Raw genomic sequence first — 26,039 nt, forward strand, 5'->3', positions numbered from 1 at the left:
AATTTAACGCAAAGTTTTTAGCCTCTTATCTCATATTTTCAAGAGAGCAAAGGATGGAATCAATTTCATTGATTCTTCCTAAGCAAATGCACATCCACTAAGCTTCTTCAGCGACAAGGTGCACTTCTTAGTTTGCTAAAATAAAAAATTTGAATCATCTTTCTTTGCGATTAAAAAATGACTTGCTGCTTCCATAAAAAGTATAGATTTTGTACTCTCAAATTTTGTTCCTGATCCATAAATAAACTGAGAAATTAAAACCAATCTGCTTCCATCCACAATAACACTGCAAATAAAAAATTCGTGTATCCTTGGAAATATCTATTCCAATAAAATAAGTTTTCATAACTTTGGATTTAGGCTAATCCTGAATGAACCATTTTGAATCATGCTAAAACCTTTAATAAGCCACAATGCTTAAAATTCTAAATGGCGAGTATTCAAAAGAGAAAATAGAGTCTGATACACGAAATAGTTCGTTTCTATGCATTCGTTTAGTTCACTTTATTTTCTCTGGTTCTTCAGAATTTAATTAGTATCTAATTTATTACTAAATCCTTTTGCAAATCTAAAGGCATTCGTGGCAAAAAAATATCTAAAGCTTTATATTAAGATTGCCACGAACGCACGAATGATCTTCTTTATGGAGAAAATTAAATATGTTTGTGGAAAAAAGAATAGTCTTATTTTTTTGGGGAATTGCCCCTATTTTATTTTTTTGATTTCAAAAGGATTTTTGAAAATAAGTTCTTCGTGTTTTCCTTTAATCTCCATTTTGCGCTGAAGCAGATTAAGTGCCATTTTCCGGATAAAAAGATCTTTATCATTCAGTTTCCAATAGGAATCTTCATGAAGTTTTTTCGGTGGGCGGATCAGGTAGAATTCGGTTTCCCAAGTGTCTACATTATGATAAAATTCTATGATTCCGCAATGTTCAGGAATGAGTGAAGCTTCTACCATTCCCATCGGAAGCAAAAAACTAAATGCATTGCAGATATAATCACCACACGAAATTTTATCATGCTTCAGGTATTTTTCCCCGGTATCTTTATTAAGGTATGATTTCTTAAAATCATTTTTAAAATCACTTTTCGAAAATTTGATCTCAATCTCATGACTGAATCCTTCTGCATCTATGATCAGAATATCCGCCTCCCAGTCTGCCTGAAAATAATTAGTCAGAACGAGTTCTTTTTCAAAATCGCAATGGGTATGAATATAAGCGTGAACAAGTTCTTCTATTTTAATCATGATCTGAATGGGTTAAAGAGATGAAGAGATAATAGATGAAAGATAATAGACGAAGAGATGAGAGACATGGGCTCTGAATCTTATTATGGTAATATCTTTAGCTGACCAGCAAACTGCAGCCGCGGATGTCGGAATGATCGATTCTTCCTAATACCTGAAATTTATCTCCGATTATTTTTCCCAGATCCTGAGTGGCAATAAAGGAACAGGAATGGGTGTTGGCAAGGTCAATGATATTAATAGCTCCGGTTCTCCCCTCTTTTTCATAAGATAAAGGATCTTCTGCATTCCGGATCATAATTCTCATCCAATTCGGACATTCATATTCATTATTTCCAAGGGAATAGGCCTGTGACAACAGCTCTGTCATCGAATATTCTGAATAGATCTTATTGGTCTTAAAGCCTTCCTGTAAAATCTTCAGTAATTCGTCTTTTGTCATTTCCTCTTTACGGCCTTTCATTCCTCCGGTTTCGATAACGATTAAATTTTCAAGAAAATTCAGAGATTTCCCGTTTTGTTCGGAATGGCAGTAATCTAAAAAGTCAAGCAGGGCAAATGAAACTCCGAAGAGGATCACTTTTTTATCTTCTAATGTATTCAAAAGGTCAAAAAGATCGGAATGGTTGTAAAGGAAATATCCGTTTTCCGGTCTGGCAGATTTCTTCATCAGATAGTCTACCATATGAATCAGTGAAGAGTTTTGTCTTTCAAGATAACTTGGCAGCAGTCCCAGGAAAATAAATTCCTCAGGCTTACCGATGTATTGCTCAAAACTTTTATAAATACTTTCCTCATACAATTCCGGATCGGCAATATAATGTTTTGAAAGGTTCATCTGCGTGGTTCCGGAACTCTGAAAAAACAGATCTGCCGTCACGTTGCGGTCAAGAATCTGATGATTTTTAAACATTTCTATCGGAAGAAAAGGTATTTTGTCCAAATGATTCACTTCATCAGGATTGACCTTCAAAAAATCAACAAACTTCCTGTATACCTCAACATTTTCATACTGATAACGAAATGTTTTCAAAGATGCTTTCAGGAAATCTTCTTCTGTCTGTATGTTGAATATATTTTTAAGTTCCATTTTTTCATAATCCTTTACCTGCTCATTATAAAGCAATTATAAGGATAAAATAATTTTATTTAATAATTTTTTAATATGGCCACCCTACTTTGGTAAACTTCTTGCAAGTTCTAAAGTGGAATATGGATTAAAAACAAGAATAGATCTCAGTCTATTCGAAAGATTACCTCTCTCAGGGGTAATTTTTTTGTTTATTTATCAAACGTTTTCAGTTCAAAATCCTTTTCAAAAACGCCGTAGGTGAAGTAAGAAATCCAGTCACCCAAATTGACATATTTTGCCTTCTGTTCCAGATCCAGCACCATAGGAAGATGTCTGTGTCCATAGATGAAGTAGTCGATCTTCTCTGTCTTGAGTTTTTCTTTAGAATAGATGATCAGAAACTCTTTATCTTCTCCTAAAAATGCTTTATCTTCTTCTCCTGAGATCATTTTATTCTTCTGGGAAAGATACAATGCGATTTTCATAGCAATATCAGGATGAAGCCATTTGAAAAACCATTGTGCCACCGGATTGGTAAAGACTTTTTTCATTCTCTTGTATCCTTTGTCACCAGGTCCCAATCCATCTCCGTGGGCCAGTAAAAACTGCTTACCTCCCATTTCGAAGTATTGTTTCTGATAAAAAACGGTACACCCGATTTCTTCTTCCAGATAATCTTTCATCCACAAATCGTGGTTTCCTACAAAGAAGTAAATATGAATTCCTCTGTCTTTCAGTTCTGCAATTTTTCCCAGAACACGTACATAGCCTTTGGGAACAACATGTTTCCATTCATGCCAGAAATCGAAAAGATCGCCCATTAAAAACAAAACCTGGGCATCTTCCTTTATTTCATCCATCCAACGTATAAACTTCTCTTCACGTACCCGGCTCTCTTTAGGAGTAGGAGCACCAAAATGCTGATCTGAAGCGAAATATACTTTCTTCCCGGGTTCTAGATTGATTGTTGTTTTTAACACCGTCTGAGTTTTGTTGGATAAAATTATTGATTATCTTCTGCAAACCATTCTCCGTAAGAGTTTTCCGTCTCATGAAGTTTAAGATAAGCCAGAGAAATTCCTTCAGGAAGTCTTGATTTTATTTTGGCTGCAATGGCATACAGCATATTTTCGCAGGTAGGCTGGAAGCTGCAATAGATTACTTTGTGCCCTTTCTGCTCAAGGTCATCCCCCAATTCTTTGTGTGGAGACAGCGCATTTACGAGAACCGCATGATCCCAGACGTCTACGATTTCAGATTTTACGATACTTTTAATATCTCCGAAATCAACCACCATTCCATTTTTAGGATTTTCAATATCATTAATCGGTTTTCCTTTCACTGTCACAAACAGCTTATAGGAATGTCCATGCATATTTTTACATTTCCCGTCATAATTATAAAGTACGTGAGCGGTTTCGAATGTAAAAATTTTTGTAATACGTATCATACTCAATGAATAAGTTTTAAATTACTGATTTTCATCTTTCTATAAATAAAAAATCACAGAAAGGTCAAAAAAAAGTGATCAACCTGATGAAAAACTGTAAAATTTATGTTCAAAGTTAAGATAAAAAGAGCAACAAATAAAATGCTCCCAAAAGTTAGACCACTTTTGAGAGCATTTTATATTTTCCGGCGGGTTTGTTTCTTATGATATTGAAATCTAATGATCAATTTTAAAAGTTAAATTATTATCCTTTGTTCCATCCACATTCATTGCATGATAAGGTACGGAAAGCCAGCCACCTTTATTCATTACGAACTTAAAGGTATAGGTCTTTCCTTTTTCAAATTTTGATTTCGGTACTGCCAGCTCAAAGGTTTTGTTTTTTTTCAGACTCAGTCTGTAAGCCTGATCTTCGGGGTTCCAGTCATTAAATGACCCCGTCACTGAAACATTGTTAATCCATTCTGCACCTGAGTTTTCAGGATATGGATAAGAGAAAATGATATGATCTTTATCGGTTCTGTAACCGTAGGTTTTCTTTTGAAGTCCCGGATGAGCAAAAGGTTCTGACCTTGTATATTCCTCTGCTGCCATATAAGGATTCAGCAAACGCTTATCCATTAGTCCTGCTATATGATTGACCAACAGATAATGGATTGGAAAATTTTTATATCCACTCGACATAAAAATAATCGCCATATCCTGATCCGGATATATTCTGTACGCGCTTACATTTCCCCCGGAAAAACCATAGAATTTTGTTCCGTTTACCTCAGTAATATCCCACCCATTTCCGAAAAGAATATCTTTGTTCTTAAAATCAAAAGGCTTCCACATCATTTTTGTGGTTTCCGGCTTTAGAAAATCATTTTTACTCAAATGGATGCCCCATTGTAAAAAGGCAGGTAATGTAATGGCCAGACCATTGGCCGGGTGAGCTCTTCTTCCTTCTACAAAAGTAGATTTATCATATTTGTCCGTATCCTTATTGTAGATATATTTTACAATTCTGTTCGGAATGTCTTCAATGGAATTGGATGAAAATACCACCTGGTTTTTAGCATCTGAAAACTGATTTTTCACAATATAGTCTTCAAATTTTTCACCTGTTATTTTTTCAATGATCATGGCAATCAGCAGATAATTGGTCTGATTATACCGATAATCGCTCCCTGTTTCAAAATCCATTTTTTCTTTTGACAGCCTGGCAATGACTGCAGCATTGGTATCATCTACGGAAATATCACTGAAGCGAATCCAATCCGGAATGCCTGAGGAATGGCTTAAAATATTTTTGACCTGGACGTTTTGCCACGCTTCAGGTAAATTGTCCAGATATTTTGAAATTTTATCATCCAGCGCTATTTTCCCCTGCTCGATGAGTTGAAAAAGGCCAACATTTGTCATCAGTTTCGTTGTAGAATATACTCTGAACATGGAATTGGCATCCACTTTTTTATTATTTTCCAACGTTTCTGTTCCGTAGTATTTCTGGAATGTTATTTTGTTATTTTTCACAATCCCAACGGCCATACCGGGAATTTGATTGACCTGAATCACCTGCCTGATATAGTTATCAATATTCTTCGTCTGTTCTGCTGTCTGGCCATATCCCAGAAGAGATAAGCTCAAAAATAAAGTGGCTAAAACTGATCTTTTCATTTTCTAATCGGTTTGTGGTTCTTTATTAAGACACTTGTTGGTATTAAAATATTACATATCATTCAGATTTTGTCAGATAAAATAAAATGCAAAACAGACTCCTGGCTGGAATCTGTTTTTTATTTTTTCATAAATTTCACAGGTTACACAGATTTTAATAAAAATGATCTGCTCATTTTATTACTGATAAAGCTTGGGTCCTGTAATTCCTTTTTTTACAAAAGACTCTTTATTCATTTCAAAATGCATGGTAGTCATTTGATTGTAATAATCTTTGAAGGTTGACAGTCCGTACTCCAGACGTAGTTTATCAACATTCACACTGTCTTTCAAACCATTTTTAGGAACTGCCTGCTCAGCTTTATTATAGGTTACCTGTGTCCCAAATCGTTGCTTTTGATTGGAATTGATGGCCACTCTATCTTCCAGCATAGCATATTCATTTTTGTGGGCATTATTCTTTTTGATCTCTTTTTTCATTGCTGCAAGCATTTCTTTCTGAAATTCAACATCATTATCGGCATGTTGTATGGAGATCCAGAATTTGGTAGTATTTTCTTTTCCCACCTGCTTAAAGCCTAAGTAGCCATATTGAATATATAGCTTTTTGATTTTGTTCTGGTTATCTTTCCCAACACTGTCCCTTTTGGCTTCAAATATTTTCCAGGCCTTCTCTTCACCATATTTTTCTCTCATTTCTTTAGGCGGTATTCTTGCATATTGCTGATCAATATTCCGGATATAGTCTAATTCAGAAATAATCTTTCCACGCTCAGAATCTGAAAGAGGTTTGTGAGAGCTACAGCTTATAGCAATAAGTATTATCCCTGATAAAAGTATTTTTTTCATAGACTTATTATTAGATGAAGAAATGGTTACAAGATAAAGAATTCTAATTATTAACCAGCTGCCAGATGTTCTGAAGCATTGGTATTTTTTATAAAGATCATTCCATCGAAACACTCATTAAGTTTTATCGGTTCTGTAATGGTATACTGCTCTGCCTCCGGAATGACGGGTCCATATCCTATAAACCTCATCTTTAAGGCATTTTGATACAATGCATCTTTATTTGTTCTGAAGTTCACAAAATAATTTTTGTATTCTTTATTGCTTAGTTTTTCTTCCCAGCTGTTTTTCATTTGTGCAGGTAATGTATAGGACTTATACTCATTCTTTTTTACAGCACGCGGATCTTTTGTGGCACTGTAAGTTCCAAATCCTGTAAACGTTGCCACCGCATAATAGCCTTCTCCATATTTTTTCTTAATATATCCGCCCATTCCGTCTACTAAGATCGGTTTCAGTGCAATATGGGCGTTATGGGCGAACAATATCATTTTTTTATTATAGCCGTTCTGAATTTTTGCAATCATTTCCGCCATGATATAATCTCTTGAAACATCGTAATTTTTCTTACTGGCCTCGTACATGGTTTCGAATCCTAATTTAAGATTATCAAGGGCTAATCTGCTCTTCACCTCTATTTTCCCATGATAGATACTGTCCATTTTTTTTGCCAGAAAATAGCCTTCCGTACCATTTTTAATGACCGCATTCATATCCAGTCTGAAAGAAGGATCATTCTGCTTTTCCCACATTTCATCCTGGAAGTTCGCTTTTTTATCAAGCTCAGCAACCAGCTCTGAATATTCTTTTTCTGCAATACTGCCTTTTTTAAGAATCGCTACATTATTGGCTAAAGCATTGGTATCAAAGCCTGAGATAACCACTTTGTCTTTATGGTTTTTATTGTATGTTTTAATCCAGGTCAAAAGATCTGCTATCTCCTTCGTCTGCCAGATAGAAGTCATATAACTTTTTAATATGGTATTTACATCCTCATCGGAATTAAGAGCCTCATTCAAAAGGGCTGCATCTCCATAGGCACTCTCAAACGCCACGATTTTAAAATCATTTTTAGCAATAAGCCTTTTTGAAAGTTCACTTCTGATCTCATTGAATTCTTTTGTTCCGTGTGTTCCCTCACCAAGCCCTACAATAAGCTGTCCTTTCAATTGGTCACTGATATTTTTTACAGCTTTGGCCATATTTTTACCATCAGTCAATTGATCAGGAATTGGTGTTTCCTGTTTTGAATTTTGTGAAAATACTACTGATGATGTCAATAGTATGTTGAATAGAAAGAATTTCCTTAGCATCGTTAATACATTTATGTTATACATTTCCCCTCTTACAGATCATATCAAAACGTCAGAAACGGGTTATTTTAATGATTGCAATCTAGAAAAAAATAATACAAATTCTGAACGGACAGCCTTCATTAACCTATTATTAACCTTCCTTTTATTCCTGTTTTTTAAAGAATAAAAATGGACCGTCTTTCAACTGTTTCCTTATTTGTTATTACCGGTGTATAATCCTGTTGTTTTTACTAAAGACAACGCTCAATGCGAGAGGTTACAGTTCATTGATAAAAACTAAATCTCTACTGCTGTAATGGGTTTGTTTCAAAACCTAATTCTTCCAGATAACTAAGTCCATTTTGTACTTCAATAGTATTGATTCCGGACCATCCATTCTCCTGTCCTTGTAAAATAAGCTTCCTGATGAGTCCGGGTTTATTAAGATTGACTTCAGTTTCAACATGGGTCATTTTATTCATCAGCATAATCCCAAAATTTAAACGTGATCCTATATAATAATCATTTAGGGTCAGGAATTCAATGATCAGAGGGGTCTTCTTGAAGCCACTCAAAAATACTTTTACGGACGTCGTATTCATACCTGTTCCTGCATGAAACCGGACGGTGACAAAATACAGGTATTCCAGATTATTGATCACTATTTTTCTTAGCTTATTCTTCATTTTCAATCATCTTTTATATGTGTGCACTCTTCCATATCATGAACCGTTATTATTTTACCGTCTTATCAAATTTCTTAACTACTTTGTATTTACGATCCATCATCACAATATCGTAGTTGCCTTTATTGAGAATCAAAAAACGAGTGTCTTTAGAATCATTAAGTTCAATAATATCGGCAGGAATTCCCTCCCGTTCAAATTCTCCTTTTCTGTACGCCATCACGAGAACCGGATATTCCGGAACTTGGGAAGCCGGAACTTCATACCATTTTCGGTTTTCAGTCAGCATCCAGCCGGGTCTTCCTTTTTTATATTGCGTAGCGGGATGAATAATTTTAATATCGGTAAACAGCACTTTATCTTCTCCATTGTATACGACCTGATCTTTATCTTTTAAAATCACCGGAACAGTATTCTTTACTAATCGTAACAACGGCTCGTTATATTTTGGAAGACCTTTTTCTGAAAACTGAGTCTGGTCTATCGTTAAAGGATTTAATCCGGTAAGATCCATCAGTCGCTCTGTCATTGTTTTCTCCCAGCTTTTATGTACTCCTTTATAAGCATGCTGATAACCACAATAGATCAGATATTTCCCTTCTTTATTCTTCTGCATGAATTCGTAAATATTTTTTGCTTCCCCTATTTCTCTTTCTTTTCCATTTCCTTCTGCGTCGTATGGGAAAAGTTTAAATCCGATTTTCAGAGCCTGATAAAGAAAATTCCCAAATTCAGGTTCCTTCGAATAAAACCCGCTATTCAGGTTGGCAAATTTTGTAGTATTTAAAGAATCATTGGCCAGAGTTTCCACACCAAGGTATCTGTATCCTCTATCATACAGCCCTTGAAGCAATGAAGAGGCAAAAGCCCGGTGGCTAGCATTGTGATGGGCTTCGTTGATGATGATCATTTCTTCACGGGACGCTCTGTCCATAATATAATCTCTGGCATTGACAGGCGTTAATTTTGAGAATCTCAGACTGTCAGGAGTACTGAGTTTTTTAGTTCTGCCCATGACCGTATCCCACATTTCCAAAGCGGGTTTATATTTTCCACTTATAGAATAATATGTTGCTCCCATCTGACTCTTCCAGGATGCTGATTGGGTAGAGTCTTCCAGTATTGTCTTTTTAACGTCATCAGAAAACAAGTAATGGTTTTCCTGGCAATATCCTGATATACTAAGAAGCAATAAGCTTATCGAATAAAATAATTTCATGTTATCGTTTTTGTTTTTTGGCGAAAAGCTTAAAAATAAAAAAAATCAATGAATGCTTACTCATTGATTTCAGTTTTATGAAGTCTAAATCAGCTTTTCCAGCCAATTTCCTTCTAAGCGTTTGATTTTTTTGGTCTCCGGATCGAACAGAATCCAAAGTGTTGCTGAGTCTACCACAAGCTCGTCATGACAGTAGAATTCTACTTTTCTTGGCTGTTTAGCACCTTCAGGGGCCATTGGATAGGTTCTCACAGTGATCACATCATTCAGGTAAACCTGTTTTTTGTATTGTATATGATGGTCCAGCAGCATCCATGCATCGTTTACATAGTCTGTCTTATGTTTTAAAAGTTCCCAGTGCTCTGCCGCTATTTCTTCTACCCAGTGTACGTACTGTACATTGTTGACATGATTATTTCCATCAATATGTTCTTCCGTTACTTTTATCTGTTTTTCATGCACTAAATTCATCCGTCTGAAAGTTTACTCAAATGTATCATTTAAAAATAAAATTTCCAGCATTCTTTTGAGACAAAGATGGTGGCCATCTATAAAAAAACGGAACCAGATGCTGATCCGATTCCGTCTATATTCAATGTTGAAATGATTATTTACCTTTAGCTTTTGCAGGGGTAGCTGTAGCTCCTAGTTTGGTTTTCACCTGAGCCGTTATATCTTCACTTCCATCCGTGTAAACAAGATTGTTAGCATCCTGTGATGAAGTATCGAAAACATAATTCAATCCTCTTTCTTTTGCTACGGCAGCAATTGCTCCTTTTACTTTTTGCTGTAAAGGTGTGTACAATTCAGTTTGCTTGGCACCAATTTCTTTAGCAGCCTGCGCTCTTGTGTCTTCTATTTTCTTACCCAGAGCTTCCAATTCTGTCTGTGCAGCCATTAGTTCTTTTGTCACAGCTTCTTTATTAGCCTGGCTTAATGTTTTTTCTTTGTCCTGTGCTGCTTTCAGCTTTGTCTGGTATTCAGAGATCAGTTTTTCAACTTCAGTCTGCTTAGTTTTAGTCAGATTATCAATAGCTGCAGCTGCTGTTTTTACTTCGGATAAATTAGCAAAGACATCATCGGAGTTTACGTTCCCAATTTTCTGCTGAGCATTCGCAGCATTAGCCGTCAATGTTAATCCGGCTGTAATAAAAAATACTTTAATTAAATTCATTTTTAATATAATTTTCAAAAACGTTTGTTTTTTGCCGTCAAATATAACACAAATTTTCATCAAATCTCTATCGACTTTTTAAGCCTGATGAAGACGGATAAATACGGGATTATTTTCCTTGAATTAAGCAGTTTTTTTACAGAGATTTTTGTCATTATCAAAATATGGATGGTCACATGATCTAAAAAACTACCGGATGTAAAATATGAACATCGTTTAATGTGCCCCATATTTATTTAAAATTATTCGTGTATCCGTGGCAAAATAATCATCTCAATTCAGACCTCTTTTCCGTATACTAATATTGCCACGGATGCACGAATAAAATTGTTGGTGTATGATTCTACGAGAGTTTCGTTACAAAAAACCTTTCTCAGTTTTGGAGAAAGGTTTAACATCAAAAAAATATGGAAAAATGACTAATGGAACTGTGCCGTTTCTGTAGAATCTTTCATAGCTACGGTGGCGGAAGAACCGTTTGTAACCACATTCTGAACTTCATCAAAATACCCTGTCCCTACAAAAGACTGATGCTTCACGGCTCTGAAACCTTTCTGCTGTAAAGCAAATTCACGCTCCTGCAATTCAGAATATCCTGCCATTCCTTTTTCTTTATAAGCTAAAGCCAACTCAAACATGGCCGTATTCAACGCATGGAATCCTGCTAAGGTGATAAACTGGAATTTATAACCCATTTTAGCCAGCTCCTCACGGAAAGTAGACATTTCTTCAACACTTAGCTTTGCCGCCCAGTTGAATGAAGGGGAACAGTTGTAAGCTAACATTTTCCCAGGGAATTTAGCATGAATACCATCAGCAAATCTTTTTGCCTGCTCAAGATCCGGGTTTGAGGTTTCCATCCAGATCAGATCTGCGTAAGGAGCATATGATAAACCTCTGTCGATGCCCTGCTCTACTCCGTTCCTTACTACATAAAACCCTTCAGAAGTTCTTTCTCCGGTTACGAATTTTTTATCTCTATCATCAATATCTGAAGTCAATAAATCTGCCGCATCGGCATCCGTTCTTGCAATAATAAGGCTTGGAACTCCCAATACATCGGCTGCCAGACGTGCTGCAATCAGTTTATTGATAGCCTCCTGAGTAGGAACCAGTACTTTCCCTCCTAAATGCCCACATTTTTTTGCAGAAGAAAGCTGATCTTCAAAGTGTACTCCTGCGGCTCCTGCTTCGATCATCTGTTTCATCAGTTCGAAAGCATTCAGATTACCGCCAAAACCTGCTTCGGCATCTGCAATAATCGGTACCAGGTATTCTTTATCCCCGTTTCCGCTCACCGATTGCACCTGATCTGCTCTCAATAAAGCATTATTGATCTTTTTCACCACAGAAGGCACTGAATTGGCCGGGTATAATGACTGATCGGGATACATTTCTCCTGATAGATTGGCATCAGCTGCTACCTGCCAGCCTGAAAGATAGATTGCTTCCAGTCCTGCATCCACTTCCTGAACAGCCTGGTTTCCTGTAAGCGCCCCAAGTCCTGCTACATAATCCTGGGTATTCAATTTCTCCCAGAATTTTTTAGACATTTCAGTCGCAATGGTATACTCTATTTTATAAGAACCACGAAGTTTTAAAACTTCTTCTGCTGTATAAGGTCTTTTTACCCCATTCCAGCGTGGGTTGGTCAGCCAATCTTGCTCTAAAGCCTGGATCTGTTCTTGTTTTGTTTTCATAATATTTGGATTTTGTTTAATTAGGTTTGAAAGTAATATTGTTGCTGGATGCTGGTTCTATTGTTACTTGTTACTTGTTGATTTGGTTTTCAACCAGCAACTATATAACCAGCAACCAGCATTTTCACTAGATAAAAGGATATGCTTTTAAGGTTAAAAATTCTTCAAAGTTTTCAGAGAAGATCAGTTCATTGAAAAGTTCTTTGGCCAGATTGAATTTTCCATTTTTAAAGCGCTCTTCGCCTACATATTTTTCAATACGGTCCATTTCTTCTGCTTCCCATTGAAGGACCATACTTCTTGTCAAGGTTCTGTCATCACTCAGAACGGCTTCATTTTTCAGCCATTGCCAGATCTGGGTTCTTGATATTTCTGCAGTAGCCGCATCTTCCATCAGGTTATAAATGGCTGCTGCTCCCACTCCCATCAGCCAGCTTTCAAGATAAAGGATTCCGACATTGATATTTTTCCGAACTCCTTTTTCTGTAATTTCTCCTTTTGGAATTTCCAGCAGATCGCTTTCTGTAATGTGGTATTCCACTTTTTTATCGATCTGGTTTTTGGAAGGCATATATTGGTCAAAAATTTCTTTTGCCACCGAAACTAATGCCGGATGTGCTACCCAGGTTCCGTCGTGACCATTTTTAACTTCTCTTTCTTTATCATTTCTTACTTTTTCGAAAGCCGCATTATTGGCTTCATCATCATCTTTCACAGGAATTTGTGCTGCCATACCGCCAATGGCATGAACGTTTCTTTTGTGACAGATCTCAATCACTCTTTTTGAATAAGCACTCATAAAAGGGGAAGTCATTGTCACCTGATCTCTGTCCGGAACAATAAATGCCGGCAGGTTTCTGAATTTTTTGATAAAGGAGAAAATATAATCCCATCTTCCACAGTTCAGTCCGGCGCTGTGATCTTTTAATTCAAATAAAATTTCATCGATCTGAAATGAAGCCGTGATGGTTTCTATTAACACCGTTGCTTTAATAGTTCCTTCCGGTATACCGAGATATTTCTGAGCGAAGATAAATACTTCGTTCCACCAGCGGGCTTCTTTATAATGTTCTAATTTGGGAAGATAAAAATAAGGACCGCTTCCGTTTTCCAGAAGTTTTTGGGCATTTCTGAAAAAATAAATTCCAAAATCGGTAAGTGATCCGGATGCCTCTTCTCCAGAGATCTCAATATGTTTTTCAGGTAAATGAAGTCCTCTTGGCCGAACCAATAAAACAGCCGTTTTTTCATTAAGGGTATAGGCTTTCCCTTTTTCGTTTACAAAATCAATGGTTCTGCTGATCGCATCGGAAAGATTAATCTGTCCTTCCATACAATTACCCCAGGTCGGAGCACTACTGTCTTCAAAATCGGCCATAAACGTAAAAGCGCCCGAATTCAATGCATTAATGATCATTTTCCGATCAACAGGTCCGGTAATTTCTACTCTTCTGTCCAACAGATCTTCCGGTAAAGGAGCACAGACCCAATCCGTTTTTCTGATTTCTTCGGTCTCCTGTAAAAACTTCGGAAGAATGCCCTGGTCAAATTCCTGCTGATTTTTTTTTCTTTCTGCTAAAAGCGCCAGTCTTTTGTGATTAAAATTCTGATGCAGGGCTACAAGAAAATCAATCAAATCGGGAGTGAAAATTTCTTCAAACTGCTTCTGAGCCTTTATTTTTAATTGTGTCTTGGTTTCCATAACATATTGATTTTGTGATTTGATGTTACAAACATAAACAAAAATTTTCACAAACAGCGAACGTTCGCTAAATATATTTAAAAATTATTATGCGAATAATCGCATCTAATTATTTATATTTGAAGTAATGAATTCAGAAAGCGATTTTATCAAAACAGTTTTCGGGTTGAAACTGAAACAGCAAAGGCAGAAGAAAAACTGGTCTCTACAGGATCTTGCTGTAAAAACCGGGTTATCAAAATCTTATCTCAACGAAATTGAAAACGGAAAAAAATATCCGAAGCATGACAAAATCATCCAGCTTTCGGATGCATTGAACTGTACTTTTGATGATCTGGTTTCTACTAAACTTGATAAAAGCCTGGCTCCTTTCAATGAAATTTTACAGTCAGATTTTTTTAAAGAAATTCCACTGGAACTTTTTGGAATCAACAAGAACAACCTCATCAGCATAATCAGTGATGCCCCTAAAAAGGTTACTGCTTTCATCAATGCCCTGATCGAGATCTCCCAGAATTATAACCTGGGGAAGGAAAGGTTTTATTTTGCCGTTTTACGGTCATTCCAGGAGCTGTATGATAATTATTTCCCGGAAATTGAAGAAAAAGTCAGCCAGTTTATCCAGGAAAATCAATTACAGATTGATAAAAATTTAAAATCTGATATTCTGGAGCACATTCTTACGGAAAAATTCGGTTATACGATTCAATCTGAAGATTTTGAAGTTTACGGAACACTGGATAATCTACGTTCATTACTTATTCCTGAAAAGAACCTGCTGCTTCTGAATAAAAAACTTGAGAAGGACCAGAAAACATTCATTCTGGCAAAAGAGATCGGTTTTAAAGTTTTGGATTTAAAGATCCGTCCCAATACGTACTCATGGCTTGATTTCGGTAGTTTTGAGGAGATTCTGAATAATTTTTATGCATCCTATTTTGCAGGAGCTTTATTAATTTCAAAAGAACCTGTCATTGAAAAAACTTCAGAATTTTTCCAGCAAAACAGCTGGGAGCCTCAGAGTTTCGCAAGCCTGATCAACAGTTTCACCCATTCTCCGGAGACTTTTTACTATCGTCTTACGAATATTCTTTCAGCAGAGATGGGAATCAAAGACCTTTTTTATTTGTGTCTCGTAAAAAAGAAAAATTCGGATAAAATTCAGATTTTAAAGGAACTTCACCTCAACCACCAACAGGCTCCTCATGCCAACGCCACCAACGAACATTACTGCAGAAGATGGATTGCTGTGAAAAATCTTGACCATTTAAAAGAAAATGAAACCCTGACGGATGCACAGATTTCCCATTATAAGGATCAGGGCATAAGTTATCTGGTGATTTCTACCTCACAAAAGAACCCCTTTTCTGATGGCAGCAACAGAAGCTACTGTCTTGGTATTTTACTGAATCCTCAGACCATCAAAAAGATCAGCTTTGTCAAATCTCCTTCTTTAAAAACCATCAATGTAGGTGTTACCTGCGAATCCTGCAGCATAGCCGACTGTGAAGTAAGACAGGCTCCTCCTGTACGGTTGGAGAAAGAGCATTTTAATCTGAGCATGAAGAGTTCTATTGAGAAGATCAGGAGAGGGTTTGAGTGAGAGGGTTTTGGAGTTTGAGTGTGGGAGTGTTTGAGAGTGTGAGGTTAAAGGGGGAGCGTTTTGGAGTTTGGAGATGATGGTTTTTATTCATTGATTGGGTGAAAACTATTTCATAACTTCGTAAAAAACACATCCATGATACTAGACCTTTTTTTCCCCAACCGTTGCATTGAATGCAGCAGGATTATCGATTCTGATCTTCTGGTTTGCGATATTTGTTTCAATCAGATCCATTTCACTCATTATGATTATTTTGAGAATACCCCGATCAAAGAAAAATGCAGCCTCTTCTTTCCTATTGAAAATGCTTTCGCATTAATCCAGTTTGAAAAAGAGAACCTGAGCAGGAAAATTATTCATGAACTGAAATACAGAAGCCGGGAAAAAGCTGGAAAAATTCTGGCAGAATGGACTACTGAGCGTCTGGATTTTAAAAATGAAAAACCGGATCTTATGGTAAGTGTTCCGCTTCACCCGAAGAAATTAAAAGAGAGAGGATATAATCAGCTTCATCTATTTACGGAAACGCTATCTGCATTTTATGAAATTCCTTTTGACCACCAGCTTCTCAAAAGAAATCATTATTCAAAAGCACAGGCCCTGAAAGATAAAAAACACAGACTGGAAACTCTAAATACATTTTCTGTCACCCGACCTGTTACCGGAAAGCATATCCTACTGATTGATGACGTTTTCACCACAGGGAATACCATTTCTTCTGTTGCCTGGGAAATTCTGAATGCCGGAGACAATAAAGTAAGCGTGCTGGTCATGGCAATGGATGTGTAAGTTTTAGGTTCAAAGTTTAAAGTTGTTTGAAAATACATTTATTCTACACTCAAAACTGATTTTCGGGTTCCGATTCTTTTTCCTAATTTTCCGGAAAACTTAAACCACAATGCCCAATCTGATCTTATTACATGGCGCTTTAGGTCACAGCGATATTTTTAAGCCTTATTTAGAAACGTTATCCTCCTATTTTGTTATTCATACGCCTTTGCTTTCCGGACACGGAGATACTGAACTTCCGGCAGAAGGAATCAGCATAGAGAAATATACTCAGGAACTGGCAACGTACTGTAAAGACAACGATTTAACTGATGTATCTATTTTCGGACACAGCATGGGTGGGTATGTTGCACTTTGCTATGCCATGACAAACCCTGAGAATGTAAACTCCGTCATGACTCTGGGAACAAAATTTGACTGGACCGAGGAGCAGGCTTTGAAAGAAAGTAAAATGCTGAACCCTGATGCGATCCTTGAAAAAGTTCCACAATACGCTCAGCTTCTGGAAGCGCAACACGGCTCAAAATGGAAACAACTTCTTCCAGCTATTGCTGATCTGATGGTGAATCTGGGTAAAAATCCACCTCTGAAAAATGACGTTACCGGCATTAAGATCCCTGTTCAGATTATGGTAGGTGATAAAGACAATATGGTAACGCTTGAGGAAAGTAAAAATGTTTACGGAAACCTGCCTAATGCAAAACTGGCCGTACTTCCGGATACTAAACATCCTATGGATAAGGTACGACCAGGTTTATTGTTGAATTTAATGAAAGATTTCTGGAATCTCTCTTAATTTATCTCTGAAGTTTTTCTCCGTAGCTTAAATCTCCGGCATCTCCCAATCCCGGGGTAATATACCCTTTCGAGGTCAATTGTTCATCGATGGCTCCTACCCAGATGTGAGCATCAGGATAAGCGTTCTGAACGGTTTCCACTCCTTGCCTTGAAGCAATCGCTGCTACAATATGAAGCTGGGTTGGGTTTCCGTTGGTCAGCAAATCTTTAATAGCCTCAATCAGGGAAGCTCCTGTTGCCAACATAGGATCTGCCACAATCAGTGGTCTTCCTTCGATGCTGGGGCATGTCAGATAATCCTGTTTGATAGAAAAATAATCGTTGGCATCGTGCTTTCTGTAAGCTGCCACAAAACCACAGTCTGCCCTGTCCAGATAGTTCAAAATCCCTTCAAACAATGGAACACCAGCCCTTAAAATGGTTGTAATAACAGGCTGCACTGCAATTTCTCTACTTTTTATGGTATCTAAAGGAGTCTGAATTTCAACGTCTCTATACTCTAATCCTTTACTGATTTCAAAAGCTGCAATTTCCCCGATTCTTTCCATATTTCTACGGAATCTCATACGGTCATGCTGCACTTCGACGTTTCGAAGTTCATTGATCCATTCATTGACAAGAGAAAAGTTTTGAGATAATACGGTAAGCATGAAAATTTTATTTTTTTTTAATTTCAGTTAAATTGATATTAATTCCTGCAAAATTACAACTAAAAAACGAATTGAAAGATCGGATGTGAATAGAAATAAAGTATATTTATAAAATATTCCCGATCAATAGATATTACAATTTTTTAATGATGAAAAGCCTGATTTTAGGAAAAATCAGTCCGGAGTTTATCCAAGAAGAAACTCTGCCTGAGCTACTGGTTCCCACTTTTGAAAAATATAAAGATAAAACAGCCTTTATATTTAAAGATAAAAAAATATCCTACGCTGAATTAGACAGCTGGAGCAATGCTATTGCTTTACAATTACAGAGCCAAGGGGTACAACCTGGTGATCGTGTCGGAGTATGGTATCCGAGAAGTCTTGAGCTTCCTGTTGCCATACTCGGTATTTTAAAGGCAGGTGCTGCTTATATCCCGTTGGACCGGGAAATGCCGGAAGACAGGATCAAAAAGGTATTTACAGACATTCATGTAAAAACTTATTTCTCCGATACGGATGCTCAGATTCATTGTCAGCCGATACCAATCGCTCCACAACCTGAGAAGGTGATCCCTGCACCTGCTGTACATTACAGTCCGGACAACTGGGCGTATGTATTATTTACTTCCGGAAGTACGGGAAATCCTAAAGGAATTCCTATTTCTCACAGAAATATATGTCACCTGATCCGTTCTGAACAGGATTTTATACAGATACAAGATACAGATACCGTCTATCAGGGATTTTCTGTTTCTTTCGACATGTGGTGTGAGGAAGTCTGGATCAGTCTGTTTGCCGGAGCCACCATATGGGTTGCAGATGCCACCACTGTAAAGGCAATAGATGAACTTAGCGACGTCTTAACAAAAAATAAAATTACGGTACTTCATGCCGTTCCGAGTATTCTGGCCATCATTGATGAAGTTCCTGCCATCAGGTTTATCAATACAGGTGGTGAAGCATGTACTAAACAGGTACAGGAGAAATGGGCAAAACCTTACAGAATATTCATCAACAGCTATGGTCCTACGGAAACTACCGTTTCTTCCAATATGACTAAGCTGAACAGCCAACAGCCGCTTACTATTGGCCCTCCGCTTCCCAATTATCATATTGCTGTAGTTGATGAAAACATGAGTATTGTTCCGCGGGGAGAGCGTGGGGAAATGATTATCTCCGGCCCCGGAGTGAGTAACGGATATTTTAATCTTCCGGAGCTTACTGAACAGAAATTTTTACAGAATCCTTTTCCTGAGCTACCGGGAAGTACCATTTATAAAACCGGAGACGCCGTTATCATTCGTGAAGACGGATTCATTGATTTCCAGGGAAGAATAGATGATCAGATCAAACTACGGGGCTACAGAATTGAGCTTGGAGAGATTGAAACCCGCCTCAACCAGCTTCAGGATGTTTCATCTGCTGCTGTAGCGGTAAAAGAAGATTCCAACGAGCAAGGACAGCTTGTAGGCTATGTGGTAATGAGCAATGAGTCTTCATTTGATGAAAACGGAATGCGGAAGGAACTTGCCAAATTCCTGGCTCCTTATATGGTTCCGATCTCTATTGTTCTGATGAAAGAAATGCCCCGGATGCCGAGTGGTAAAATTGACAGAAAGCGCCTTCCTGTTCCGGAAAGCTTCACGGTTCATGAGAAAAATGAAGAGATTACCATTGATCCTGAAGCTCCTGTAGAGGAAAAGCTTATCCAAACCCTGAAATGGGTATTTCCCGGAAAAGAAATCAATCTGAACCAGGATTTTTTCACAGATCTTGGCGGGCATTCTCTTCTGGCAGCTACTCTGGTTTCTCATTTGCGCCAAAAGGCAGGATTCCCAACGGCTTCATTAAAGGAAATTTATGAAAACCGCCCTTTGTCGGCTTATTCGGAATGTCTTAAAACCAAGCACAGCCAGGTGATAGTACATCAGGAACCTTTTCAAAGGGTTTCAACATTACAGTATATTGCCTGTAATATTGCCCAGACCATCAGCTTACTGGTTGTTTTTGGATTGCTAAGTATTCAGATATTTTTTCCTTATCTAAGCTATTATTATTTCCAGCTTAACGGATATGGACTGCATTATGCATTATTAAGTGCTTTTTTACTGTACACATTGATTCCGCCGGTATATTCGATTATTATTGTTCTGACCAAATGGCTGGTGATAGGCAAAATAAAAGAAGGTGATTATCCGCTCTGGGGCTGGTATTATTTCAGATGGTGGCTATGGAAAACGGTTAAAAGGTTAATGCCTTCTGAATTTATCGTAGAAACGCCCTTATATCCGAAATATTTAAAATTACTCGGGGTAAAGGTCCACCCAAGTGCCCAATTGAGTTTATTGCCTATTGCAGCGGAAGATCTTGTTACGATTGATGAAAATGTAAACTCCAGTTCCGGCTGTAGTATTGACAATGCTTCGGTGGAAAACGGTGTTTTAAGAATAAGAAAAGTACATATTAAAGCTCACGCTTATCTCGGATCGTCAGTTATTGTATGTGGAGATACGGTTATTGAAAAATTCGGTGAACTTCAGGATTTAAGCTGTCTTAATGAAGGCGGCAGAATAGGATTCGGAGAAGTATGGAATGGCAGCCCGGCAGAAAAGGTAAGAGTGAAAGAGGGCGAAGAAATTGAAGCTCCTCAACTGGCTTCCACAGCAAAAAGAAACCGGTTTGCATTTCTGTATGCATGCTCACTGTTTTTCTTCCCGTTACTTATCGTTTTGCCTTTAGCTCCTACCCTATATACTCTATATTATCTGGATGACCGCTCCGCGGATTACAATTTTTACTATCTGTGGCAAGCTCCTATTCTGTCTACCGTATACATTTTACTGTTTATTGCAGTGGTTAGTATCCTGACAAGAATTTTACAATATAATATGAAACCCGGTGTTTATTCCGTGTACAGTTTTATGTATTACAAAAAATGGATTAAAGATCAGATTTTCAACTTATCACTCATCATTGTACATCCTCTTTTTGCTTCAATTTATATCAGTAAATTTTACAGAATGATGGGAGCTAAAGTGGGCAAAAATTCAGAAATTTCAACAGCCAGCGATGTTTCTCATCACCTTTTGGAAATTGGTGAAGGTTCATTCATTGCAGATGCGGTTATTCTTGGGGAGCATGATGTAAGAAATGAAAAATTAATTTTATCTAAAACAACCATCGGGAACAACAGTTTTGTAGGAAACAGCGGTCTTATTCCACAAGGGTATGAGCTGAAAGACAATATGTTGATCGGTGTACTGAGTAAAGCCCCAACGGAAGAGCAGCTGAAAAATTCTACTGAAAAGGACTGGTTCGGATCTCCGCCGATAGGACTTCCTTCCCGACAAAAATCTGATGTTTTCCAAGATCATCTTACATACAATCCTCCATTCCGCCTTAAACTGGCAAGAGCTATTGTGGAAGGGATCAGGATTATTCTTCCACAGACTGTTGTGATTATCTGCAGTGTATTATTTATCGCTTATACCAGCACTTATCTGGAAGGAAAAATTATTTACCTTTTATTATTTGCGCCATTCTATTATTTAGGAATTGTGGCTTTACCTTCATTTTTCTTCACGGTATTGCTCAAATGGATTTTTGTTGGAAAATATAAGAAAACAGAAATGCCGATGTACAGTATGAAAGTATGGCTGAGCGAGGGCATCACAACGATCTATGAAGCCCTTCCGGTACAATTTTTCCTGGATTTTCTGCGTGGAACATTCTGGTTGCCATTTTTCATGAGATTTTTAGGAGTCAAAATCGGAAAAAAAGTTTGGCTTAACACTACTGATATTACAGAATTTGATATGGTTTCCATTGGAGATGAAACGATGCTGAACGAAGACTGCGGACCTCAGACTCACCTTTTTGAGGACAGGATTATGAAGATCGGAAGTGTAAAAATCGGAAGCCAGACGACCATCAATTCAAGAACCATTATTTTATATGATAGTGAAATCGGAAACAATGTTAATATTGACCCGCTTTCTCTGGTGATGAAAGGAGAAGTTCTTTCTGATGATACTTCCTGGTATGGAAGCCCGTTGAGAGGGAAGTAATTGGGAGGGAAGCCAGAGGATGGAAGATGGAAGTTTCTATGGTACATTCATATAATAGTTGTCATCTGAAACAAAATAATTTGAATGAACAACGTATATTATTGTACTAACCTTAATTACTTCCATCCTCCTTCTTCCAGCTTCCGACAAATAATATAAAAACATCATTATGAACTACTCTATCAAAAAAATAAAAATCGCTGAAAACCTACCCATCGTTGATGAACTGGTGGGCGAACTTCATGTTTCGGAAAAAGAAATGAATGATAAGACTGCTGACTGGAGCCAGATCAGAGACAATTATCTCCGTTTCATGGCAGAATGTGAAGAAGAGAATGACGGAACATTCCTTATTGCAGAAGTTGACGGAAAAGCTATAGGCTTTATATTCGGGTATATTGATGAAAAGGATGACAGTAATTTTGAACTTGGGGAAAATGATGACCTGTATGTTTCTGAAGGGTATGTAAAAAAAGAATACAGAAAACAGGGAATCTATTCTGCGCTCAATACAACATTTGAAGAGGCTTATTCAGATTATAAAATCCGCAAAATATACCGTTATACTCTTTTCAATAATGATACAATGCAGCGATGGCTGGCTTCACAGGGGTACAGACCTGTAAGGTTGGTGTATGAAAAATGGTTATGAGAAAAAGGCAGGAAGCATGGAAAGGGAAGCTGGAAGTTTTTTCTCTGTAGTAAAGATATTGTGATCACTTGTTCTTTTTAAAACTATTTAAAATAAAAAATCCGGTAAGCAAGCTTACCGGATTTTCTGTGAACACTGTTCTTATTATTTTTGTCTGAAATACACTTCGATTGGAACTCCGGTAAATCCGAATTCTTTTCTCAGCTGGTTTTCAGTAAATCTCTTATATGGCTCCTTCACATATTGTGGCAGGTTGCAGAAAAATACAAACTGTGGTGATGGCGTAGGAAGCTGAACACAATATTTGATTTTGATATACTTTCCTTTCAATGCCGGCGGTGGCGTATTTTCGAAGATCGGAAGCATTACTTCATTCAGTTTGGATGTTTTGATCTTCTTTTTACGGTCATCATAAACCTGCATTGCCACCTCTACTGCTTTCAGAATTCTCTGCTTCGTCAAAGCTGAAACGAATAAGATTGGAATATCCTGGAACTGACCGATTTTGTCTTTGATTGATTTTTCGAAGTCACGCATGGTATTGGTCTGCTTATCTTCGATCAAATCCCACTTGTTGACAAGAATGACAATTCCTTTTCTGTTTTTCTGTGCCAATCCGAAAATGTTCATATCCTGAGACTCCCATCCCTGTGTAGCATCTACCATAATGATCACCACGTCAGAATATTCGATAGAACGGATTGATCTCATTACGGAATAGAATTCAAGGTCTTCATTTACTTTAGACTTTCTTCTCATTCCCGCGGTATCTACCAATACAAACTCATGTCCGAATTTGTTGTATAAGGTCTGGATACTGTCTCTTGTAGTTCCTGCAATATCGGTTACAATATTTCTTTCTACATCCAATAAGGCATTGGTCATTGTAGATTTTCCTACGTTCGGACGTCCTGCGATCGTAATCTTAGGCAGTCCTTCGAAAGGGTCTTTATATTCTGTAGTCGGGAAATCTTTAACAATATCATCCAAAAGATCTCCTGTTCCTGAACCGGTTGCAGAAGAAAGTGTATAATATTTGTCAATTCCTAACTGATAAAATTCTGTTGCTGGAAGTTCTTCTTTTGAAGAATCCACTTTGTTGATAACGATATAAATCGGTTTGTTGGATCTTCTCAGAAGTCTGTAAATTTCGTAATCGGTATCGGTAAGTCCCTCTTCTACGTTCATCATAAAGATAATAGAGGTAGCTTCGTCTACCGCCAGCTGTACCTGCTTACGGATCTCTTCTTCAAAGATATCGTCTGTACCTACATCATACCCTCCGGTATCAATTACGGTAAAGTCTACTCCGTTCCAGTCAGATTTTCCGTAGTGACGGTCTCTGGTAACACCGGCTGTAGAATCTACAATAGCTTCTCTTCTTTCTAATAAACGGTTAAAAAGTGTGGATTTTCCTACGTTGGGACGTCCAACGATTGCGACAATATTTGACATAAAAAATGTTTAATAATCCTTTTGCTGCGCTCAGGATGTGTTATTAATGGGTTACTCCAACTTTTGGAGCCCAATTTTTTTGCAAAGATAAGGTTTTATTATTTAACGTAAGGAAAGCTGGGGATTTAAGGCGGGAAGCAGGAAGAGGGAGGCAGGAAGCTACTATTCTACGGATAATGTATGATCCATATTTCGATGAAAACGGGTTGAATATTCCCTGATCAAGCCATCTTGCTGTCTAATCCAATATATTTTGAAAAAATATCTTAAAAATAATTCTTTGGCTATCAATAAGTAAAGCCCATTACCCCTCTATTATGTTCATTAATCTTCAATTTTGATTTTCATATTTAAAATAAATTTTCTAATTTCGCAGCGTCAAAACAGACCCATGGTGTAGCGGTAACACTACTGATTTTGGTTCAGTCATCTGGGGTTCGAATCCCTGTGGGTCTACAGACCACTCTTTTTTAAGGGTGGTTTTTTGTTTTTTATACCAGACTTCTATCCTTCTTTCTACCGTAATTAAAAAATTCTTACTTTCCTAATTCTAAAGTCAATTCACAGAAAATCGATTGTACAAATACAACACACTAAAGAGTGACAAAAATCATACTAACACACTTTAAAAACCTCTGTAAACCTTTTTAAAAACAGTTAATTTAGCGCAGGTTTAAAAAGGACTAATATCTAATTCAAAAAGCTAAACGGGAGTGAAAAAACCTATTTCCTTGCGCTTTATTTTATGTACAGTTCTGAGCATAATATCTAATCTTACCAATGAATACGATCTTACAAATAACGCTTCTTACCATTATATTTTCAAATTCAACATTTTTGATGTTGGGAAAAGATATAAAGTCCTTTCCAATATTTAAATTAAGTTGGATTGTTGCATTAATAGATATTTTAGTAATATTATTCTTTTTTGAACTAAAGCAATCTATTACCATTTATATCACATTTACATCAATAATAGTTGCATTTATTTTAGGAATGAGGGGCTTTGTAAATAATTATAATACCAATACGTTGAAAAATCATGATAATAGAAAACAACTTGTGAATTTTTTCGCCTATTTTTTACTCCTCTTTTTGATTATGCTTACAATTGGCGTTATGAAAAGTCTGTTATTTGATTCCCCTTTATAATAAAACCACCATAATGAATGGTGGCTTTATCATCTTTTATTAGTGAAACTATTTTTTCTTCTTTGTCAGTTGCAAAATATACTCCCTCAATTCATCATTTACCATATACTTCTTACCATTTAATTCTATAAATCCAAGGTTCATACAAAAGTCAGATCTTTCAGCATTTTCATTTATAATCTCTCCATACAGCCTTGCATTTATATTCACATCATTCCCTATAGGTTTAAGCTGGGAAAATAATTTCAACAGTTCATTATTTTCTTTTTCAGACAAAATAAGATCGGTTTTATGAGTTGCTTTCTTTAGATTTTCACAACTTACTGAAGTTACAGTAGCTGTGTACAATCCAATATAATGTATTTCTGATTTCCGCTTTTGGCAACTAAAAAATACTGAATATAAAAATATTATTGACAGGGATTTAAATGTTATTTTCATATTTATAAAACGTTCTCCAAAAGTTCATTATTTATCAGAAAAAGGTAAATTATATCTATACATTTGTGCCACTGGTATACGCTTTAAAAATATTCCATGAGCAATTGTACTGTCTAATCTATTTCCTCCATAAATTAATAATGTATCTTGAAGAATCATATGAAAATCATTGTAACAATTACTGCAATGATAAATAGTATCTTTTGAGGCTTTATCTATTATTATCAGCTCCTTAGGAAATATCTTATCCGTATGATTCTCGTATGAATACCCCTCTACTAAATAATCTTTTGTTTCAATTTTTTTATAAAAAACCTTTTCTTTATTACATGATATTAAAACCAGTAAGCCTAATAAAAACAGGTATCTCAT

At 36.9% G+C, this 26,039-nt stretch carries 22 protein-coding genes and 1 tRNA gene; 6 read left to right on the forward strand and 17 right to left on the reverse strand.

What is annotated here, in order from left to right:
* Nucleotides 1-705: 705 nt before the first annotated feature.
* The 13 genes from AC106K_RS12345 to aceB all read right to left on the reverse strand — a co-directional run bounded on the left by AC106K_RS12345 (nt 706) and on the right by aceB (nt 14,060).
* The gene (locus tag AC106K_RS12345) at nt 706-1,251 is read right to left on the reverse strand and encodes a hypothetical protein (protein ID WP_482445651.1); all 546 of its coding nucleotides are present in this window, start codon (nt 1,249-1,251) and stop codon (nt 706-708) included.
* 97 nt (nt 1,252-1,348) lie between these two features.
* The gene (locus AC106K_RS12350) at nt 1,349-2,341 is read right to left on the reverse strand and encodes a LuxE/PaaK family acyltransferase (RefSeq protein WP_482445653.1); all 993 of its coding nucleotides are present in this window, start codon (nt 2,339-2,341) and stop codon (nt 1,349-1,351) included.
* Between the two features lie 191 nt (nt 2,342-2,532).
* Complete coding sequence (locus AC106K_RS12355) at nt 2,533-3,303, reverse strand: UDP-2,3-diacylglucosamine diphosphatase (RefSeq protein WP_482445654.1); 771 nt, start codon at nt 3,301-3,303, stop codon at nt 2,533-2,535.
* A 23-nt stretch (nt 3,304-3,326) separates the two neighbouring features.
* On the reverse strand, nt 3,327-3,773 hold the full coding sequence (locus AC106K_RS12360; RefSeq protein ID WP_047097353.1) for a 6-pyruvoyl trahydropterin synthase family protein: 447 nt from the start codon (nt 3,771-3,773) through the stop codon (nt 3,327-3,329).
* Between the two features lie 216 nt (nt 3,774-3,989).
* A complete protein-coding gene (locus AC106K_RS12365) occupies nt 3,990-5,435 on the reverse strand; it encodes a serine hydrolase (protein WP_482445656.1) in 1,446 nt (481 codons plus the stop codon).
* Nucleotides 5,436-5,615: 180 nt separating this feature from the next.
* A complete protein-coding gene (locus AC106K_RS12370) occupies nt 5,616-6,284 on the reverse strand; it encodes a DUF6624 domain-containing protein (RefSeq protein ID WP_482445658.1) in 669 nt (222 codons plus the stop codon).
* 50 nt (nt 6,285-6,334) lie between these two features.
* The gene (locus AC106K_RS12375) at nt 6,335-7,597 is read right to left on the reverse strand and encodes an erythromycin esterase family protein (RefSeq protein ID WP_482445659.1); all 1,263 of its coding nucleotides are present in this window, start codon (nt 7,595-7,597) and stop codon (nt 6,335-6,337) included.
* Nucleotides 7,598-7,884: 287 nt separating this feature from the next.
* Complete coding sequence (locus tag AC106K_RS12380; protein ID WP_482445660.1) at nt 7,885-8,265, reverse strand: hypothetical protein; 381 nt, start codon at nt 8,263-8,265, stop codon at nt 7,885-7,887.
* 49 nt (nt 8,266-8,314) lie between these two features.
* Nucleotides 8,315-9,484, reverse strand: a complete 1,170-nt coding sequence (locus AC106K_RS12385) for a hypothetical protein (protein ID WP_482445662.1) — start codon at nt 9,482-9,484, stop codon at nt 8,315-8,317.
* An 84-nt stretch (nt 9,485-9,568) separates the two neighbouring features.
* Entirely contained in the window at nt 9,569-9,955 is a 387-nt protein-coding gene (locus AC106K_RS12390) for an acyl-CoA thioesterase (protein WP_482445664.1), read from the reverse strand.
* Nucleotides 9,956-10,091: 136 nt separating this feature from the next.
* Entirely contained in the window at nt 10,092-10,658 is a 567-nt protein-coding gene (locus tag AC106K_RS12395) for an OmpH/Skp family outer membrane protein (protein WP_482445665.1), read from the reverse strand.
* A gap of 419 nt (nt 10,659-11,077) precedes the next feature.
* Nucleotides 11,078-12,358, reverse strand: a complete 1,281-nt coding sequence (aceA, locus tag AC106K_RS12400) for an isocitrate lyase (protein ID WP_482445667.1) — start codon at nt 12,356-12,358, stop codon at nt 11,078-11,080.
* 127 nt (nt 12,359-12,485) lie between these two features.
* On the reverse strand, nt 12,486-14,060 hold the full coding sequence (gene aceB, locus AC106K_RS12405; RefSeq protein WP_482445669.1) for a malate synthase A: 1,575 nt from the start codon (nt 14,058-14,060) through the stop codon (nt 12,486-12,488).
* Between the two features lie 127 nt (nt 14,061-14,187).
* Here aceB and AC106K_RS12410 point away from each other — a divergent pair, with 127 nt between their 5' ends.
* The 3 genes from AC106K_RS12410 to AC106K_RS12420 all read left to right on the forward strand — a co-directional run bounded on the left by AC106K_RS12410 (nt 14,188) and on the right by AC106K_RS12420 (nt 17,248).
* Nucleotides 14,188-15,663 (forward strand): helix-turn-helix domain-containing protein, encoded by a 1,476-nt coding sequence (locus tag AC106K_RS12410; protein WP_482445670.1) that lies wholly within the window; start codon nt 14,188-14,190, stop codon nt 15,661-15,663.
* Nucleotides 15,664-15,798: 135 nt separating this feature from the next.
* Nucleotides 15,799-16,452: a ComF family protein gene (locus tag AC106K_RS12415; RefSeq protein WP_482445672.1), complete on the forward strand. Its 654-nt coding sequence runs from the start codon at nt 15,799-15,801 to the stop codon at nt 16,450-16,452.
* Between the two features lie 109 nt (nt 16,453-16,561).
* The gene (locus tag AC106K_RS12420) at nt 16,562-17,248 is read left to right on the forward strand and encodes an alpha/beta fold hydrolase (RefSeq protein WP_482445674.1); all 687 of its coding nucleotides are present in this window, start codon (nt 16,562-16,564) and stop codon (nt 17,246-17,248) included.
* Between the two features lies 1 nt (nt 17,249).
* On the opposite strand, the gene upp is transcribed toward AC106K_RS12420, so the two are convergent.
* On the reverse strand, nt 17,250-17,900 hold the full coding sequence (gene upp / locus AC106K_RS12425) for a uracil phosphoribosyltransferase (protein ID WP_047097341.1): 651 nt from the start codon (nt 17,898-17,900) through the stop codon (nt 17,250-17,252).
* A 146-nt stretch (nt 17,901-18,046) separates the two neighbouring features.
* Between upp and AC106K_RS12430 the strand changes: the two genes are divergently transcribed.
* Both AC106K_RS12430 and AC106K_RS12435 read left to right on the forward strand, forming a co-directional pair.
* The gene (locus AC106K_RS12430; RefSeq protein WP_482445676.1) at nt 18,047-21,967 is read left to right on the forward strand and encodes a Pls/PosA family non-ribosomal peptide synthetase; all 3,921 of its coding nucleotides are present in this window, start codon (nt 18,047-18,049) and stop codon (nt 21,965-21,967) included.
* A gap of 169 nt (nt 21,968-22,136) precedes the next feature.
* A complete protein-coding gene (locus AC106K_RS12435; RefSeq protein ID WP_482445677.1) occupies nt 22,137-22,619 on the forward strand; it encodes a GNAT family N-acetyltransferase in 483 nt (160 codons plus the stop codon).
* A 144-nt stretch (nt 22,620-22,763) separates the two neighbouring features.
* Here AC106K_RS12435 and der read toward each other — a convergent pair whose 3' ends face one another.
* On the reverse strand, nt 22,764-24,074 hold the full coding sequence (gene der / locus AC106K_RS12440; protein WP_047097338.1) for a ribosome biogenesis GTPase Der: 1,311 nt from the start codon (nt 24,072-24,074) through the stop codon (nt 22,764-22,766).
* A 385-nt stretch (nt 24,075-24,459) separates the two neighbouring features.
* Here der and AC106K_RS12445 point away from each other — a divergent pair.
* Nucleotides 24,460-24,530, forward strand: a tRNA-Gln gene (locus AC106K_RS12445).
* A 744-nt stretch (nt 24,531-25,274) separates the two neighbouring features.
* Here AC106K_RS12445 and AC106K_RS12450 read toward each other — a convergent pair.
* The gene (locus AC106K_RS12450) at nt 25,275-25,667 is read right to left on the reverse strand and encodes a hypothetical protein (protein WP_482445679.1); all 393 of its coding nucleotides are present in this window, start codon (nt 25,665-25,667) and stop codon (nt 25,275-25,277) included.
* A gap of 27 nt (nt 25,668-25,694) precedes the next feature.
* On the reverse strand, nt 25,695-26,039 hold the full coding sequence (locus tag AC106K_RS12455; RefSeq protein ID WP_482445681.1) for a hypothetical protein: 345 nt from the start codon (nt 26,037-26,039) through the stop codon (nt 25,695-25,697).

The sequence above is a fragment of the Chryseobacterium sp. FR048 genome (assembly GCF_056844665.1).